The sequence below is a fragment of the Pedobacter nototheniae genome (genome assembly GCF_004335085.1).
GTDB classification, from domain to species: Bacteria; Bacteroidota; Bacteroidia; order Sphingobacteriales; family Sphingobacteriaceae; genus Pedobacter; species Pedobacter nototheniae.
The window spans coordinates 337,205-354,668 of sequence record NZ_RQRS01000002.1; the positions used below are offsets into that span (position 1 = coordinate 337,205).

Genomic DNA, 17,464 nt, shown 5'->3' on the forward strand with positions numbered 1-17,464 from the left:
TTATTTAATACCATTCTCTTGAAAATATATAATAATCTATCTGATTTTACTAAGCTCGATAAAGCAATAGTAACCATTGGAACTTTTGATGGTGTACATTTTGGGCACCAAAAAATTATAAAACGACTGGTAGAGCAGGCTAAAAATAATGGCGGAGAAAGTGTAATCCTAACTTTTTTCCCTCATCCACGTATGATTATTGATCCAGAAAATCAGGATCTTAAAATGATTAATACCATGAATGAAAAGGCTAAGATTTTAGAAAACCTTGGTGTAGATCATTTAATTATTACACCATTTACACGAGATTTCTCTAACCTGTTGCCTCAGGATTATATTAAAAATATTCTGGTTGATACCATCGGAACCAAACATATTATTATTGGATACGATCACCGTTATGGTAAAGACCGATCTGGTAATTTAACAGATTTAAAAAATGCAGGCTTACATTATCACTTTACTGTTGAAGAAATTGCCGAGCAAGATATCCATGATGTTGCCGTAAGTTCAACTAAAATCCGTCAATCGCTTTTAGATGGCGATGTTAGTTTGGCAGCAGATTATTTAGGGTATTCCTTCTCCATATTTGGACGTGTAATTAAAGGCGATAAAATTGGCAGAACAATTGGCTTCCCCACTGCTAATATTTTTGTAGAAGAAACCTATAAACTTATACCTGGCGATGGCATTTACGCTGTAACTGTTGAAATGAGTTCGGAATTTAGGGATAAAGATTTAGCTAACCAATTCCAAACTTATAAAGGCATGGCTTACATTGGGCAAAGGCCAACAATTAATGGAATGACCAGAAATATTGAAGTTAATATTTTCGATTTTAACGAAGAAATATACGGACAGGATATTAAAATGAACTTCTTAAAATTTTTGCGTCACGATGTGAAATTTACAGGTTTAGAGGCATTAAAAATTCAGTTACAAAAAGATAAAGAAGATACTTTAGCTTATTTTAAATCATTGTCATAAAATAGATTTAATCCAGTTTTCCCTTCCAAAAAAGCCTTATTTTCGTTATATTTACGGCAATGAGGCTTTTTTACTTTATACTTCTATTTTTATTTTCTACATCTTTTGCAAGCTCTGCCTCGCAAAAGAAAGAAGTTAATACCTCAAATAAATGCTTCAAATCCAGTGTTGGTCTATGTTATTTTCAAACAAAATCCACTATCAATAGCTGGAATGATAACGAAACTGTTCAAAAAGATTTCATTTCAAATAATACAGTAAAAACTTTAAGCAGTTGTTTTCTTCTGCTTCTATTTTCATTTTTAATTTTATCAAGGAATATCAATTGCAATACTAAAATTGTAATCAAAAGATTAAAACATAAGTATTGGTGCATATTTAAAATGCTTTACCCGAAACATTTTTTCTGGTAGTTTGTAGATTAATTTAAGATTTCGTTTGCTGATTTTCAGCATTTTTTAACTTTCTGATTTATCCTCAGAAAGTAGAATGGAGATATTCTCCAGATTATTTAATTACAATTTCATTTTTATAAATGCATTTACCTGATTTAATTGCCGATTTAGGTTTAATTCTTGCCGCCGCAGGAATAACCACCCTTATATTTAAAAAAATAAAGCAGCCATTAGTTCTTGGCTATATCATTGCCGGTCTTTTGGTTGGTCCTTATTTAGATTTTTTACCAACCGTAACAGATCGAAAAAGCATCGAAATTTGGGGCGAGATTGGTGTAATCTTCCTTCTTTTTAGCTTAGGTTTAGAATTTAGTTTTAAAAAATTAGTTAAAGTTGGAGGTGCCGCTTCCATAACTGCCATTGTTAAAGTGCTTTTTGTTCTTGGCTCAGGTTATTTAGTGGGCAAGCTAATGGGCTGGTCTGATATGAACAGCCTATTTCTTGGAGGTATATTATCCATCTCCTCTACTATGATAACGATTAAGGCCTTTGAAGAACTGGGCATTAAGCATAAAAAATTTGCTGGTCTTGTATTTGGAGTACTTATTGTTGAAGATTTAGTAGCTATTTTACTACTTGTTTTATTCTCTACCGTAGCAGTAAGCCAGCAATCGGCAGGACCTGAAATGCTTCAATCCATTTTAAAATTAGGCTTCTTTTTAATTTTATGGTTTTTGGGAGGGATATTTTTAATTCCATCGTTTTTAAAGGCAACCAAAAAGCTAATGAATGATGAAACCATGCTTGTGGTATCACTTGCGTTATGTTTAATCATGGTTATCCTGGCAGATAAGGTTGGCTTTTCTGCAGCATTGGGTGCATTTATTATGGGTTCTATTTTAGCTGAAACTACACAGGCAGAAAGAATTGAGCACTTAACAAAATCCGTTAAAGATTTATTTTCGGCGGTTTTCTTTGTGTCCGTTGGTATGCTGATTGATCCATCAATGCTGATTAAATATGCCGTTCCAATCATTATTGTAACACTTGTTATTGTTATAGGTAAAATAATCAGTACCATATTAGGTGCATTACTTTCCGGTCAGCCGTTAAAAACTTCGGTACAAGCCGGAATGAGTTTGGCTCAAATTGGGGAGTTTTCCTTCATTATCGCTTCCCTTGGTTTATCATTAAAAGTAACCAGCGATTTTTTATATCCTATTGCTGTTGCCGCAGCCGCAATTACAACTTTTACAACACCATATTTAATTAAACTTTCGGAACCTTTTTACAACCTTTTGGTTAAAATTTTACCCAAAAAATGGCAAGATGGTATAGACAGGTACAGTTCCAGTACGGAAGGAATTACCAAACTAAGCGATTGGCGTATTTTGCTAAGATCTTACGCCTTTAACACCATCATTCACTCCGTTATCATCATTGCCATTATCTTTTTGGCTAATCGCTTTATACAGCCTTTTATGGCGCAACATTTTACCAATGAGTTAACTGCTACCATAATCAGTGTAATTATTTCCTTTATTTTAATGGCTCCATTTTTATGGGCATTATCTATTAGAAGGATTCAAAAAACAGCTTATTCACATCTTTGGCTGAATAAAAAGTATACCCGTGGACCATTAATAGCCATCGAGGTTTTCAGAATTGCCTTAGGAATCTTTTTGGTAGGCTTTTTAATGTACGAATTTTTTGATACCTGGGTTGCTGCAGGCATTGCACTTGCTTTAATTATTTTGGTGATGATTGTATTTTCAAGAAAACTTCAATCTTTCTACAACAAATTAGAAAAGCGTTTCATTTTGAACCTAAATGCACGCGAAAATCAGAAACCAGATATTTTGCCGTGGGATACACACTTAACAGAAATTAAGGTTTCTCCAGAATCTGAAGTGGTTGGTAAAACCTTATCAGAACTTATGATCCGTGAAAAGTACGGTGTTAATATCGCAATGATTGAAAGAGGTAAAACTGCAATCCCAACACCTGGTCGTGAAGAAAGGCTCTATCCTAATGATAAGCTTTTATTAATTGGTGCGGATGACCAGCTTGCCGCTGTAAAAAATCTACTGGAAGTAGAATTGCCAGAGATTGAAGCAGAAAGCAATTTCCCCGATAAGGAAATGACCCTACAAAAAGTTGTGGTAAATGCCGAATCTCCAGTTTACGGTTTAAGTATAAGAAACGCTGGAATAAGAGAAAAGGCACAGGCTTTAATTGTTGGTATTGAAAGAGGGACCGAGCGAATTTTAAATCCTTCATCTGATTTTGTATTTGATAACGGCGATGTGATTTGGATTGTTGGCAATAACAAAAAAATCAAAGAAGTTATTTAAATTCTATTTTTTCAATTTAATAGCCCCAGGTAAATTTCAAAGTTTATCTGGGGCTTTTTAATAGCACCAACACCGTAAAAATTAGCCTATTTACTGATTCTTTCTACAAACAATTAAAAACCATATATTCGTATTTAACCTAACCGATGAAAATAGATAGAGATAAAAGCGAGTTTTTGGATGATGTTATTGAGCAGTGGCAACAGGAAGGCTTAATTAACCAAGAAACTGGCGATAAACTTAGAAAAAGTTATGAAGCCAAAAATTTTGACTGGTTAAGGCTTGCTCAATATGCTTTTTGGGTTGCATTAGCTTGTGGCTTTATTGCGCTAGGCTCTTTGTTAATCGATAATTCTATTCTCAATTATTTAAAAAGGGTTTATAACACACCAAACATTGTAATTGCAATAGTATCTGGAGGTATTGCGGCTTGGCTTTACATTTTAGGTTTCAGAAGAAAGAAAAAACTTAGCCATTTAAAATTTAGTAATGAAGCTATAGTTTTTTCTGCAATTTTACTTACTGCCAACTCCGTAGCCTATTTCGGAAAGTCTTTTGATAACGGATCAGGGAATTTTTCCATCCTAATTTTAATCTCGGTATTTATTTATGGAGCCTTAGGTTATATCTTTAATTCAAGGTTAATCTGGATTTTTGCATTAATCTCATTAGGCGCCTGGTTTGGCACGGAAACAGGCTATTTAAGTCGCTGGAATTATTATTTCCTTGGCATGAATTATCCATTACGTTTTGTGCTTTTTGGTGCTATTTTAACTGCCGCATCATTTATAATGAAAGGTTTTACCAAAACACAGCCCTTTTTCCAGGTAACCTATATAGCTGGCATGGTTTATTTGTTTGTGGCCTTGTGGGCGCTTTCAGTATTTGGCAACTTTGCAAGTTTAGAAGAATGGTATGCTGTAAGGCAATTGAGCTTATTTTACTGGGCTTTAATCTCTGCTGCAGTTTGCGTTGCCAGCACATTATTCGGTTTAAAATATCATGATGATATCGCCAGAGAGTTTGGAATTACCTTTCTATTTATAAACCTATATACCCGCTATTTTGAATACTTTTGGGATAGCTGGCATAAAGCTCTTTTCTTTGCTGTTTTGGCCGGTTCATTTTGGTTAATTGGCAGAAAGGCTGAAAAAATCTGGAATGTTGAATTTCTGAAATAGTTGTATCTAGTTCAGCATAGTAATTAATACATCCAAATACCTCTTGTATTAATCTGTTATGTTTGCATAACCATAAATTACGCTTCCAAAACGTATCTGGAATAGTTATATATCCGCTGATTAGCAGTTTATAATCCATTGGTTGAGATTATAAACTGCTAATTATATTTCCAAAACCCCAATGGAGATGTTATCGACCAAAAGAGATTTTAATTTAATCGCTCTGCAAGCAATTTCATTTCAATGTGTGGCGATCTATTTTTATAAAGAATATTATATACAGCTGAACAAATTGGCATATCTACATTAAATACTTCATTTTTAATGTGCATACATTTAGCTGCATAATAACCTTCGGCAACCATATTCATTTCAAGTTGGGCTGATTTTACGGTATACCCCTTCCCTACCATATTACCAAAAGTTCTATTTCTGCTAAATTGAGAATAAGCGGTTACTAAAAGATCACCCAGATAGGCGGATTCTTTTATATCACGATTAATTGGGTGTACAACATCAACAAATCGTTTAATTTCCCTAATGGCATTGCTAATCAGCACAGCCTGAAAGTTATCGCCATAACCAATACCATGGCAAATACCACTTGCAACGGCATAAATATTTTTTAGTACTGCGGCGTATTCCGTACCAAAAATATCATCAGATACATTTGTTTTAATATATCGGGTATTTAAGAAGGAGGCAAATACGCCAGCTTTTTCAACATCCGTACAGGCAATGGTTAAATATGAAAGTTTTTCTAAAGCTACTTCTTCAGCATGGCAAGGGCCACTAACCACCAAAATATCCTGATAAGGAATAGCATACATTTTATGCAAAAACTCTCCAACAATTAAATTATCCTCAGGTACAATGCCTTTAATGGCCGATATGATTTTCTTTCCTTTTAAATCTTCGGGAGTTACACCTTCTAAACTCGCCTTTAAAAAGGCAGCAGGAACGTTTAAAATAATATATTCAGCAGCTTTTATAATGCAGTTAATATCTGATGAAATATTGTCTCCAGATAGCTTAAGCTCAACCGAACTGATGTAATGCGGATTGTGTTTAAATTTTTTGATGTGCTCAATCGCTTCGCCATTTCTCATCCACCAATAAATCTCCTTTTCAGATAAATTATCTGATAACATTTTTACAATGGCAGTCGCCCAGCTTCCGCCCCCTATCATTGCTATTTTAGGTACCATGCTTATAAAATAAAAATCCCGGCTTAATGTTTTAAACCGGGACAATTTAATTATTAAATATCGTTATCTGATCTTTACTTTTTACCGTCTTTGCTAAATAATTGGTCTTTAGATGTTTTCTCTACAATCATTCCGTCCTTTAATTTATTTTGAATGGCAGAATAAGGCCCCGTTACAATTTCTTGTCCTGCTTTAATTCCAGATTTTACAACAATAAATTGATCATTTTGGATACCTGTAGTTACTTCCACCTTTTTAACTTTTTTATCGGTGTTGTAAACGTAAACGTATTGTTTAACCTTTTTATCTGTTAATTTAGATTTTTGCTTGTCGCTATTTTCTTGATTTCCTTCACTACTTCCACCAGCTTTGCTCTCTGTAAACACCGCTTGAATTGGAACAGCTAAACCATTTACTGATTCACTTTCAATATCCACTGTAGCAGACATTCCAGGGCGGAAAATAGATTGTTGTTTTCCGGCTAGTTCTTCTGTTATTCTTACCTTAACAGAGAAATTAGTTACCTGATCTACAGATGTTGAAGTTGTTGTACCCACTGCCGTTGATGAACTAGCAATTTCAGTAACTACACCTTTAAACTTACGATCAGAAAATGCATCAACTTCTATTTGGGCTTTATCCCCAACTTTTACACGGGTAATATCATTCTCATTTACATCCACATTAACTTCCATTGATGATAGGTTTGAGATACGCATAATCTCCGTACCTGCCATTTGCGAAGTACCTAAAATACGATCTCCCAACTCAATTGATAGTTTTGAAACAACCCCATCAACTGGAGCGTAAATGGTTGTTTTAGCTAAATTTGCACCAGCCTCTTTAACATTTGCACCTGTTTGCTCTAATGTAAATTTTGCACCTGTAACGCCTTCTTTAGCACTTGCCAAATTAGCTTTTGCAGTTAAATAAGTGGCTTTTGCAGCATCAAACTCCGATGCAGAAATTACTTTTTTGTTAAACAACTCTACATTACGTTTGTAAGTAGCCTCAGCATTTACAAAGTTTGCCTGGTTTTGTATTAATTGTTGTTGAGCTGAAGCAACACTTGCCTTTTGAGCATTGTACGTTGCAACAGTTCTTTCGTATCCTGATTGCAACACATCTGGGCGAACCTTACAAAGTAATTGTCCGGCTTTAACAACATCGCCTTCTTTTACCTTAAGTTCAACCACCTCACCAGATACCTCCGAACTTAATTTTACTTCGGTTTCTGGCTGTATTTTACCACTTGCCGTTACAGTTTCCACAACGGTTTTATCTGATGCTTTTTCTGTTGTTACTTTTTCGGTTTTATTCCCTCCAATAACGCCAGCCATCTTTAATCCGATCAGAATAACCAGAATAACAACTATGGTAATAATAATGTGCTTCAGTTTCATAATTTATTATATTGTTTTTGATTTATTAAAATGTAATAGGCTTACCCAAGTAATAATCAATTACTTTAGCCCTGAATAAAAGGTCATATTTGGCTTGAATAAAATCTATTTCAGCCTTATTTCTATTGGTTTGTGATGTACTGTAATCTAAAGAGTTTACTAAACCCACATTGTATCTTTGTTCAACAACATAAAAAGCATCCTTTTGTGCATTAAAAGCATTTTGTGTTGAAGCGTATCTACTTTGCGCCGCTTTTAAATCGGTTGTAGCCTGAAAAATAACTTTGTTTAAATTGTTTTTAGCAAGTTGTTCTTGTGTCAAAGTATTTTGATAAGTTATTTTCGCTCTGCGAACACCCGAACGAGCCGAAAACCCATTGAATATTGGAATCTGTAAACTCATACCAATGCTTTGCCCTAAACGCTGATCGATTTGATCTGCGAAAGAACTTTGGGGGTTCTGCCCGTGGTAATTAAACTGGTAAGAATAAGAAGTATTTAATCCCGCTCCTAAACTCAAAGTAGGTGAATAACTACCTTTAGCTATTGCAACTGCTTGTTTAGCAGCTAACGACCTTAAACTTGCTAACTTAATATCAGGAAAAATATTTAATGCATTATTATAAATTTCTTCAGCATTTGCAGCATTAGGCGTTGCTTTAATATTATCAATTAACGGTGCCTGCACCACAAATTTTTGATTCGGCTGCATTTCCATTAACTGACCTAAAGTTAAGTAAGAAATAGAAAGTGCATTTTGCGCATTTGTTAAGTTTAATTCTGCCGTTGCAACTTGCGATTTAGCTTGAGAAACATCTGCCAATGTTTTATTACCTGCATCAAGCAAAGCATTCTCTCTCAGCAAGGTTTTATTTGCAATTTCTAATTGCTCTTTCGAAGCTCTTTCTAAATCTGTATTGTATAACACTTGAAGATAAGCCGTAACAACGTTTAAAATTAAATCGTTTTTTATCTTGTCTACATTGCTTTTATCAGCCTCTAAAAGCGTTTTATTTTGCCTTATTTGATTAATTTTTGAAAATCCTCTAAATAAATCAACATTGGTACTTAAGTTACCACTAGTATATAATGATGTTTGGTTGGTAACCTGGAAAGTAGTTTGATCCAATCCACGACCAAAAGTTAAATTTGGATTTACGCTAGCATTTAAATTTGGATATAGTGCGTATTTAGATTGCGTTAAATTTTCGTCGCTTAGCGCAGCACTAAACTGGGCCTGTTTAATTTGCAGGTTATTGTTTAGCGTATTATCAACAGCTTGTTGAAGGGTTATAATTTGCTGGGCACTAACGCTCTGAGCTAAGCACAATGCCACAAAGAATGCAGATCCGGTTAAAAATTTATTTTTGGTAAACATTTTCATAATTAGTTTCAAATCTATATAAACAACTTTAATAATTTCAATCTGTACAGGCATTTACTAACTTTGATGTTAAATGTACCTGATCAAATCACCGCTTCTGCTTAAATGGTATTATCCATCATTATTATGGAATAAGTCCCGCTCTGAAAAAGTTATTTATTTAACCTTTGACGATGGACCTATACCCAATGTTACAGATTTTGTTCTAAAAACTTTAAAAGCTTTTAAAGCTAAAGCAACTTTTTTTTGCATTGGCGATAATATTGTAAAATACCCAGCGGTTTTTGAACGTGTAAAAAACGAAGGGCATGCCATCGGAAATCATACCTTTAACCATCTTAAAGGCTGGAAAACCGATGATGACACTTATATTAAAAATGTAATCCAGTGTCAGGAAATTACACAAACTCACTTATTTCGCCCACCTTACGGCAGGATTAAGAAAAGCCAGATAAAAAGTTTACTACTGGCAATTCCCAAGTTTCAATCCCAAATTCAAACTGCAGATTCAAAATTGCAAATTGTTATGTGGGACGTTTTAAGTGGCGATTTCGATATCAATCTTGCTCCCGAAAAATGCTATCAAAACGTAATTAAAAATGCAGGGAATGGATCAATCATTGTTTTCCACGACAGTTTAAAAGCTTTCGACAGGCTTGAGTATGCCTTACCAAAAGTGCTTGAATATTTTTCAGAAAAGGGTTTTCAATTTTCATCTTTATGATTTAGCCATCGTTATGCCAAAAAATAAAGGGGGCTTTAACGATTTAAGCAATAGGCTTTTTGCACAAAACGACATCCAATCACTGTTCATAAACGAACAGGAATGTTCATTAACGCACATTACAATTGCTTTTATTAAAGGGATTTACAAACAGGCTTTATTTAGAATTTTTCCAAATAATACAATGATGTAAGTATGACGGCTATAGGGATATTTTTTTTGTAAATTCGCAGCTAATAGAATAGAAGTATTACCTTTTAACCAATAAAATCGATGGCTTTTGATATAGACATGATTAAAAAGGTTTATGCAAACTTCGGTAGCCGCGTAGATGCAGCTCGTAAAGTAGTTGGCAGACCTTTAACACTATCTGAAAAAATATTATATGCACACCTTTGGGATGGCGATCCAAAAACAGCATTTACACGTGGAACTGATTACGTAGATTTTGCTCCGGATCGTGTAGCAATGCAAGATGCAACAGCTCAAATGGCTCTTTTGCAGTTTATGCAGGCTGGTCGCCCACAAGTTGCAGTTCCTTCAACGGTACACTGCGATCACTTAATTACAGCTAAAGAAGGTGCTGCAATAGATCTTCCTCATGCAAAAACAGAAAGTAAAGAAGTTTTTGATTTCTTATCATCTGTATCAAATAAATATGGCATTGGTTTCTGGAAACCAGGAGCAGGTATTATTCACCAAGTAGTATTAGAAAACTACGCTTTCCCTGGCGGAATGATGATCGGTACCGATTCTCACACTGTAAATGCAGGTGGTTTAGGTATGGTTGCTATTGGTGTTGGTGGTGCTGATGCTTGCGATGTAATGGCGGGATTGCCTTGGGAACTTAAATTCCCTAAATTAATCGGTGTAAAATTAACTGGTAAATTAAATGGCTGGACAGCTGCCAAAGACGTTATTCTTAAAGTTGCTGGTATTTTAACTGTAAAAGGTGGTACTGGGGCAATTGTAGAATATTTTGGCGATGGCGCTACTTCTATGAGCTGTACTGGTAAAGGTACCATTTGTAATATGGGTGCTGAAATTGGTGCAACTACTTCTACTTTTGGTTACGATGAAAGCATGGAGCGCTATTTACGTGCTACAGGCAGAAACGAAGTGGCAGATGAGGCAAATAAAATTTCAGCATATTTAACAGGTGATGACGAAGTTTACGCTAACCCTGAAAATTACTTCGATCAAGTTATAGAAATCAATCTTGATGAATTAGAACCTTACTTGAATGGTCCTTTTACTCCAGATTTAGCTACTCCTGTTTCTCAGATGAAAGTTGAAGCCGAGAAAAACGGATGGCCTTTAAAAGTAGAATGGGGATTAATTGGTTCTTGTACTAACTCTTCTTACGAAGATTTATCAAGAGCCGCATCAATTGCTAACCAGGCTATTGCAAAAGGTTTAGTTACTAAAGCTGATTTCGGTATTAACCCAGGTTCTGAGCAAGTACGCTATACAGCAAACCGTGATGGTTTCTTAAAAACTTTTGAAGATTTAAATGCAACAATCTTTACCAACGCCTGCGGTCCATGTATTGGTATGTGGGATCGTGTTGGTGCAGAAAAAGCAGAGAAAAATACAATCGTACACTCGTTTAACAGAAACTTTGCTAAACGTGCCGATGGTAACCCGAATACTTTTGCATTCGTTGCTTCGCCAGAGATGGTTGCTGCCATTGCAATTTCAGGTAACCTTGCTTTTAATCCATTAACTGATACTTTAACAAACGATAAAGGTGAGCAAGTAAAATTGGATCCACCTACTGGCGATGAATTACCTACCAAAGGTTTCGCTGTAGAAGATGCAGGTTTCCAAGCACCAGCAGCTGATGGTTCATCAGTTGAGGTTTTGGTTTCTCCAACTTCACACCGTTTACAATTATTAGATCCTTTTAAACCTTGGGAAGGTACAGACCTTAAAGGATTAAAACTTTTAATTAAAGCTAAAGGCAAGTGTACAACGGATCACATTTCTATGGCTGGTCCATGGTTAAAATTCCGTGGTCACTTAGATAATATTTCTAACAACATGCTTATTGGTGCAGTTAACTACTTTAACGATAAAACTGATACCGTTAAAAATGAATTAACTGGCGAGTATGGTCCTGTTCCAGCTACACAACGCGATTATAAAGCGGCAGGTATTGGTTCAATCGTAGTTGGTGATGAAAACTATGGTGAAGGTTCATCTCGTGAACACGCAGCTATGGAACCTCGTCATTTAGGTGTACGTGCAGTATTGGTAAAATCTTTTGCCCGTATTCACGAAACTAACCTTAAAAAACAAGGTATGTTAGGCTTAACCTTTGCTGATAAGGATGATTACGATAAAATTTTAGAAGACGATACTATCGATATTTTAGGTTTGACAGAATTTGCTCCAGATAAACCATTAACATTGGTATTACACCATGCAGATGGAACTCAAGAGCAGTTTAATGTTAACCACAGTTACAATGCTCAACAAATTGAGTGGTTTGTAGCCGGTGGTGCTTTAAACATCATCAGAAGAGATGCCGCAGCTAAAGCTGCTCAGGCATAAAACTGATAAATCAAAAGCCAAATAAAATCCCGTTTTGAGTAAAATCAGAACGGGATTTTTTGTTTTAAGTCATCATATTTGCCAGCAATAGCGTGTTATAATCTTGACCTGTGTATGTAAACCCGATCTGAGTGAATGCCGCCGATTTTCATCGGGGCAGTAACGGGAGCGGGACTGATGTTTCCTAAGTATTCCTGTCCGTTCATTTCCAAATCAAACATATTAATTATTTGTAAAGCAGAGCCTCTGGTTCTTTTGAAACATTGCTCCTGTTTTCCACTATATCCCGATAGAAAAATCGGGGATACCGCTACACCCAGGTTTAGAAAACAAAGGTCAATTTATAAAATTATAAATCCTTCTAAACTCCGCATGTAAATCAATTTATAATTTACCTAAAAAAGAACGCCACATACTTTTTAAAAATAGCCTTACTAATAATACAAGCTGAAAGCTTTCTTGCAAATAAAATTAATTCACTAATTATCAGATTTTTATAATTATTAAATAATTAAAACTTTGTGATTCAATAATTATATCATAATATTGTGATAAATAAATTAACGTTCTCAATTTTTAACAGAACTCATCCATCGGTTCTTGTTAACGTTTGGATACTAAACAATCTAACGCCTAAAAAACACGTAAGCAACTACGTGTTTTTTATTTAATATCCTAAATTTATTAATTACTATTCATCCCGAAACAATATCAACAATCGGATTTATTCTTAATCCAATAGATCATTTCATCATCTTCCTTAGTTTTCCTAAACCCAGTTTTTTGCAATACTTTTTTTGATCTGATATTCGGAATAAAGCAACTTGCTGTAATTGCAGCAACTCCTGTTTGATTAAATGCCCAAATTATTAATGCATTTACTGTTTCAATAGCGTAGCCATTCTGTCTTTCAGCTGATATAATTGCGTAACCAATATCTATTTCGCCACAATCATTAGGTCGCCCTTTAAAACCTGCATCCCCTATAATAGTTTGGTTCTCCTTTTTTACAATTATCCAGGATTCAAAACCTGTAGGATTTATAACAAGGGTCAGATTCTTCTCTATTTTAGGAAATGTTTCCTTTGCCTCTTCATCAGGCCAACCTGTGCCATAATTTAAATTACAAGTTTTAAGTAAAAAGCCTTCTTCTTGTTTTATTGAGGTAATAATTTCTTTGGTAAAGGGAATTAATATTAGCCTTTCGGTAGAAATAAATTCAATACCGGCATATAAATTATCGAGATGCGAGCGCATGAGTTACTGATCTTATTTTATTTATTCAGGCTAAATTAAGCATTTAAAAACTGCTGCCACCAATAACCAGAATCCTTAATCGTTCTTTGTTGGGTTTTAAAATCATTGTGAATTAAGCCAAATCTGGCGTTAAAGCCTTCTGCCCATTCAAAGTTGTCCATTAATGTCCAGGCCATATAACCACTAACGTTTAGTCCTTCATTTTTAGCTTTAAGCAAAGCTTCCAGGTAAAGCTTAAAATATTCTATTCTGTCTTGATCCTCTATCCTTCCATTGGCCAATTTATCATGATAAGCGGCTCCATTTTCGGTAATCATAATATTTTTCACGTTAGGATAGCTGGCAAATTGTTTTATGATATTGTAAAAACTATCGGCATTAATTTCCCAACCCATTGCAGTATGAGGCTTTTTTCGGCTTTTAGCTTTCACTTCCCAGGCCTGAATTACCGGAATAAAAGCGTTATACTTTATGGTAATAGGGAAATAATTTTGCAGCCCTATAAAGTCAAAATCAAATTTTAAGCGCTCGGTTTGACGCCAAGCACCATATTCTATTTGGAATTTCTCCAAAACGTCCCAATCTGCAGTTGGGAAACCCATTCCTAAAGCAGGCTCAATAAAAAGACGGTTTACAAGGCAATCTATTCGCTTTGCAGCTAAAAGATCCTGGTCGCTATGCGTATTTGGAATAATTTCCGAACAAGAATAAGTTGTTCCAATATTTGCCTTACTGATTTCGGCACGTAAAATTTTACCTCCTTCGGCCTGTGCAATAGCGGTGTGAAGCACTGATGAAAAAAAATTGTTTAAACCTGTTTTTCCTGGTGCATGGATACCCAGCATATAACCTAATGATGTAAAACCGAAAGGTTCATTTAATACGATCCAGTTTTTAACCTTATCCCCATATTCTAATGCGCAAATGCTAACAAAGGCATTAAAGGCTGCGTTAATGCTAAAACTTGTCCAGCCTCCTTCATCTTCCAAAGCCTGCGGCAAATCCCAATGGTATAAAGTAATGTAAGGCGTAATCCCATTTTTTAAACATTCATCAATTACATGATGATAAAAACGAATGCCTTCTGAGTTTACCTCGCCCCTACCGTAAGGTAATATTCTAGACCAAGCGATTGAAAATCTAAATACTTTAAAGCCTAAAAATTTAACCAGGGCTATATCTTCCTTGTACTTATGATAAAAATCACAAGCGATATCAAGCTTATGGCCCTTTTTGATTTTTCCACTTCTTGCAGAAAAAGTATCCCAAATGGAAACACCTTTACCATAACGACCTACAGCACCTTCTATTTGTGCTGCTGCCGTGGCTATTCCCCATAAAAAATCCTGACCAAAATCGCTCGAGTTAATCATAATAAAAATTACATGGTTTAAGTTGCAACTTTAATATTAACAAAGCGTTAACACTTTAATTTATTCTAAAATAGAGTAAAATTTTATAGTTTTACGTTATGCGCTTTTCATTTTTTTTGTTGTTCATTTTATTTTTTAGCAAAAGTGCTCAAGCCACTTTTGACCCTCCAATTAACGATGAACTAGTAAATGCCATCACCATTGTAAACACATCGGTGTATTGTAGTGAAGATGCAGCGTATAGCAACATAGAAGCCACACCTAGTAATTACGCAAAACCAATTAACTGGATTAACACTGGAAAAGATGTTTGGTTTAAGTTTACAGCTACGAAATATGATGTAAACATATCTGTAAGTGGCAAAGTGGATGCAAGTAGTACCAATACTTTAATAAACCCTTTGGTAACTCTATACTCAATAAATCCGTTAACAAATTCAATTACTGAAACTATTGGATCAACCTTTACATCAAGTAATGTAACATCCTATTACAAAGGAGGCTTAACCATAGGACAGGTTTATTGCATTAGAGTAAGTGCTGAGAACGATGCTACAGGCACATTTAGACTTTGTGTAGACAATTACTTTCCACCTATTCAGCCTGGACAAGATTGTGCAACGGCCTCTGTATTGTGTGGAAAAGGGAGTTTTACTCAATTAAATGTAGTTGGGGCTGGCAATAATAATCATGAAGCCGCCGGTACTTGCTTAAATATAGAATCGAATACTGCCTGGTATAAATTTGTAGCTTCAAAAGCAGGAACATTTACTTTTGTAATTACGCCAACTGTAACCACTGATGATATTGACTGGGTATTTTATGATTTGGGTCCAGAAGGCGATTGTAGTCAAGTTAATGCAGCTAATGCGATTAGATGTGCGGCTGGACATGGAATTACTTGTTCGCCCAGCTACTATAAAACTGGCTTAAGCATGACTGAAACAGATTTAACTGAAGATTTGGGCTGCCCTCCTGGACAGAATGGCTTTGTTAAATATGTTGATTTAATTGAGGGCCATACCTATGCTTTATTGATAGATAATTTTTCGAGCCAAAATAATGGTTTTACAATAGAGTTTGATGGTACTGCCGATTTTGCAGGACCTAAGGTTGATATAGATGTAGTAAAATTAAAACCCTGTACTGACGATCAGGCTTACACATTTAGCAGTAATTCTTCCAATTACGCATCTTTAAAATGGTCATTTGGTGAAGGCGCAAGCATTAGTTCTGCAACAACCGAAGGCCCATTTACTATAACATATAGCACACCTGGAGAGAAGATAGTAGTACTGGAAGCCGAATCGAGCAATTTGTGTAAGCAGGTGACAACAAAAACCATTATCGTAGCCAATACCCCTGATAAACCTGACATCTCGATCTCAAAAATAAACCTTTGTACTGGAGATGAGCTTCAATTATCAACTCCGTTTGTAAATTTAGCCACTTACCATTGGTCTGGTCCAAACGAGTTTACTTCTAATCTGCGAACTCCAAAAATTATAGTTACCGGACCAGAAAATGTTGGAGTATATACTCTTTTTATTCAGGTTGGTGATTGCGTTAGCCCTGTAAATTCTGTTAATGTTATTTCTGTAGATCCTATTCCTGAAGCAGTTTTCTCTATTAAAGTGAATAATAAATGTGAAGCCAATCAAAGCTTTTCTATTATTAACGCTTCTAAAAATTACACTAAAATTTTTTGGGATTTTGGCAATGATGTAAAAACGAATAGTGATTTTAGTTCTGATACGAAAATCCTAACCTTTAATACGCTTGGATTAAAAACAATTACGCTTACTGTTGAAACCAATAATGGCTGTAAATCTGTTATGACAAAAGATATATTAACTGAATTAAAGCCAGACAAGCCTGAGATCACTGTTAATCAACCTGCTTTTTGCTTAAAAGATGTGATTAAACTTTCTGTGCCACAACAGCCTGGAATTAGCTATTTATGGACTGGTCCGAATAATTTTACGGCAACTACAGCTACAGTAAATATACCTGTTAGCGATTTTAATGTTGCAGGAGAATATCAGGTTGTTTTAAAATCGGGTACCTGTAACAGTACACCAGCAACAATTATAATTCCTGCAATTGCGAATATTCCTGTTGCCGCATTTAGCACCGATCCCAATTTTAATATTAAATTTTCTGCACCTGTGCCGATAAAATTTAATAATAACTCTTTATACGGAGATACTTATTTGTGGGATTTTGGCGATAATTCCATCTCAACAGATGTAAATCCAAGCCATAACTACACAACAGATGGTACTTTTCGAATTACGTTAACGGCTAAATCAAATAATGGCTGCTTCACTTCTGTAACTCATGGCGATTTAGTAATTAAAAAAGATGCCTCCATTTTTACTCCAGGCGCTTTTAGCCCAAATGGAGATAATATTAATGATGAATTTGTTGTGGGAATCACTAATCTTAAAAAATATAGGCTTCAAATTTACAATCGACTTGGATCTATTGTTTTTATGACAGATAATATTTTCGATAATTGGAACGGGACATTTAAAGGTCAAGAGTTGCCAGTTGGTGTTTATTATTTTATTATTTTAGGCACAACATTAAACAACAATAATGTTAAATATTCAGGTTCTGTTACACTTTTAAGGTAAACT

The 17,464-nt window shown here is 35.1% G+C and carries 12 protein-coding genes; 7 read left to right on the forward strand and 5 right to left on the reverse strand.

Translation table 11 applies throughout. The features are described from left to right. Positions 1-18 precede the first annotated feature (18 nt). The 3 genes from EHC72_RS03385 (at position 19) to EHC72_RS03395 (ending at position 4,917) form a co-directional block, all read left to right on the forward strand. On the forward strand, positions 19-987 hold the full coding sequence (locus tag EHC72_RS03385; protein ID WP_131536100.1) for a bifunctional riboflavin kinase/FAD synthetase: 969 nt from the start codon (positions 19-21) through the stop codon (positions 985-987). A 535-nt stretch (positions 988-1,522) separates the two neighbouring features. Continuing rightward, positions 1,523-3,736, forward strand: a complete 2,214-nt coding sequence (locus EHC72_RS03390; protein WP_131536101.1) for a cation:proton antiporter domain-containing protein — start codon at positions 1,523-1,525, stop codon at positions 3,734-3,736. A 146-nt stretch (positions 3,737-3,882) separates the two neighbouring features. Continuing rightward, on the forward strand, positions 3,883-4,917 hold the full coding sequence (locus EHC72_RS03395; protein WP_131536103.1) for a DUF2157 domain-containing protein: 1,035 nt from the start codon (positions 3,883-3,885) through the stop codon (positions 4,915-4,917). 209 nt (positions 4,918-5,126) lie between these two features. Here EHC72_RS03395 and EHC72_RS03400 read toward each other — a convergent pair whose 3' ends face one another. The 3 genes from EHC72_RS03400 to EHC72_RS03410 all read right to left on the reverse strand — a co-directional run bounded on the left by EHC72_RS03400 (position 5,127) and on the right by EHC72_RS03410 (position 8,966). After that, positions 5,127-6,125 carry an NAD(P)H-dependent glycerol-3-phosphate dehydrogenase gene (locus tag EHC72_RS03400; RefSeq protein ID WP_233166924.1) on the reverse strand — a complete coding sequence of 333 codons (999 nt, stop codon included), beginning with the start codon at positions 6,123-6,125 and terminating at the stop codon, positions 5,127-5,129. A 74-nt stretch (positions 6,126-6,199) separates the two neighbouring features. Continuing rightward, positions 6,200-7,528, reverse strand: a complete 1,329-nt coding sequence (locus EHC72_RS03405) for an efflux RND transporter periplasmic adaptor subunit (protein WP_131536105.1) — start codon at positions 7,526-7,528, stop codon at positions 6,200-6,202. A 25-nt stretch (positions 7,529-7,553) separates the two neighbouring features. Further along, on the reverse strand, positions 7,554-8,966 hold the full coding sequence (locus tag EHC72_RS03410) for a TolC family protein (protein ID WP_233166923.1): 1,413 nt from the start codon (positions 8,964-8,966) through the stop codon (positions 7,554-7,556). A 19-nt stretch (positions 8,967-8,985) separates the two neighbouring features. Between EHC72_RS03410 and EHC72_RS03415 the strand changes: the two genes are divergently transcribed. The 3 genes from EHC72_RS03415 (at position 8,986) to EHC72_RS03425 (ending at position 12,192) form a co-directional block, all read left to right on the forward strand. Next, a complete protein-coding gene (locus tag EHC72_RS03415; RefSeq protein WP_131536107.1) occupies positions 8,986-9,636 on the forward strand; it encodes a polysaccharide deacetylase family protein in 651 nt (216 codons plus the stop codon). Positions 9,637-9,649: 13 nt separating this feature from the next. Continuing rightward, positions 9,650-9,829 carry a hypothetical protein gene (locus EHC72_RS03420; protein ID WP_131536109.1) on the forward strand — a complete coding sequence of 60 codons (180 nt, stop codon included), beginning with the start codon at positions 9,650-9,652 and terminating at the stop codon, positions 9,827-9,829. Between the two features lie 80 nt (positions 9,830-9,909). Beyond that, on the forward strand, positions 9,910-12,192 hold the full coding sequence (locus EHC72_RS03425; protein WP_131536111.1) for an aconitate hydratase: 2,283 nt from the start codon (positions 9,910-9,912) through the stop codon (positions 12,190-12,192). Between the two features lie 711 nt (positions 12,193-12,903). Here EHC72_RS03425 and EHC72_RS03430 read toward each other — a convergent pair. Both EHC72_RS03430 and EHC72_RS03435 read right to left on the reverse strand, forming a co-directional pair. Beyond that, positions 12,904-13,449, reverse strand: coding sequence for a GNAT family N-acetyltransferase (locus EHC72_RS03430; protein ID WP_131536113.1), 546 nt, complete (start codon positions 13,447-13,449; stop codon positions 12,904-12,906). A gap of 35 nt (positions 13,450-13,484) precedes the next feature. Then, positions 13,485-14,822 (reverse strand): GH1 family beta-glucosidase, encoded by a 1,338-nt coding sequence (locus tag EHC72_RS03435; RefSeq protein WP_131536115.1) that lies wholly within the window; start codon positions 14,820-14,822, stop codon positions 13,485-13,487. Between the two features lie 98 nt (positions 14,823-14,920). Here EHC72_RS03435 and EHC72_RS03440 point away from each other — a divergent pair, with 98 nt between their 5' ends. Further along, the gene (locus EHC72_RS03440) at positions 14,921-17,461 is read left to right on the forward strand and encodes a PKD domain-containing protein (protein WP_131536117.1); all 2,541 of its coding nucleotides are present in this window, start codon (positions 14,921-14,923) and stop codon (positions 17,459-17,461) included. Positions 17,462-17,464: the final 3 nt, after the last annotated feature.

Excerpts from the sequence above, each read along its gene's own strand:
- EHC72_RS03390 (WP_131536101.1), top strand. The coding sequence starts at position 1,523 with ATGCATTTACCTGATTTAATTGCCGATTTAGGTTTAATTCTTGCCGCC.
- EHC72_RS03395 (WP_131536103.1), top strand. The coding sequence starts at position 3,883 with ATGAAAATAGATAGAGATAAAAGCGAGTTTTTGGATGATGTTATTGAG.
- EHC72_RS03400 (WP_233166924.1), bottom strand. The coding sequence starts at position 6,125 with ATGGTACCTAAAATAGCAATGATAGGGGGCGGAAGCTGGGCGACTGCC.
- EHC72_RS03405 (WP_131536105.1), bottom strand. The coding sequence starts at position 7,528 with ATGAAACTGAAGCACATTATTATTACCATAGTTGTTATTCTGGTTATT.
- EHC72_RS03410 (WP_233166923.1), bottom strand. The coding sequence starts at position 8,966 with ATGCCTGTACAGATTGAAATTATTAAAGTTGTTTATATAGATTTGAAA.
- EHC72_RS03415 (WP_131536107.1), top strand. The coding sequence starts at position 8,986 with ATGTACCTGATCAAATCACCGCTTCTGCTTAAATGGTATTATCCATCA.
- EHC72_RS03420 (WP_131536109.1), top strand. The coding sequence starts at position 9,650 with ATGCCAAAAAATAAAGGGGGCTTTAACGATTTAAGCAATAGGCTTTTT.
- EHC72_RS03425 (WP_131536111.1), top strand. The coding sequence starts at position 9,910 with ATGGCTTTTGATATAGACATGATTAAAAAGGTTTATGCAAACTTCGGT.
- EHC72_RS03430 (WP_131536113.1), bottom strand. The coding sequence starts at position 13,449 with ATGCGCTCGCATCTCGATAATTTATATGCCGGTATTGAATTTATTTCT.
- EHC72_RS03435 (WP_131536115.1), bottom strand. The coding sequence starts at position 14,822 with ATGATTAACTCGAGCGATTTTGGTCAGGATTTTTTATGGGGAATAGCC.
- EHC72_RS03440 (WP_131536117.1), top strand. The coding sequence starts at position 14,921 with ATGCGCTTTTCATTTTTTTTGTTGTTCATTTTATTTTTTAGCAAAAGT.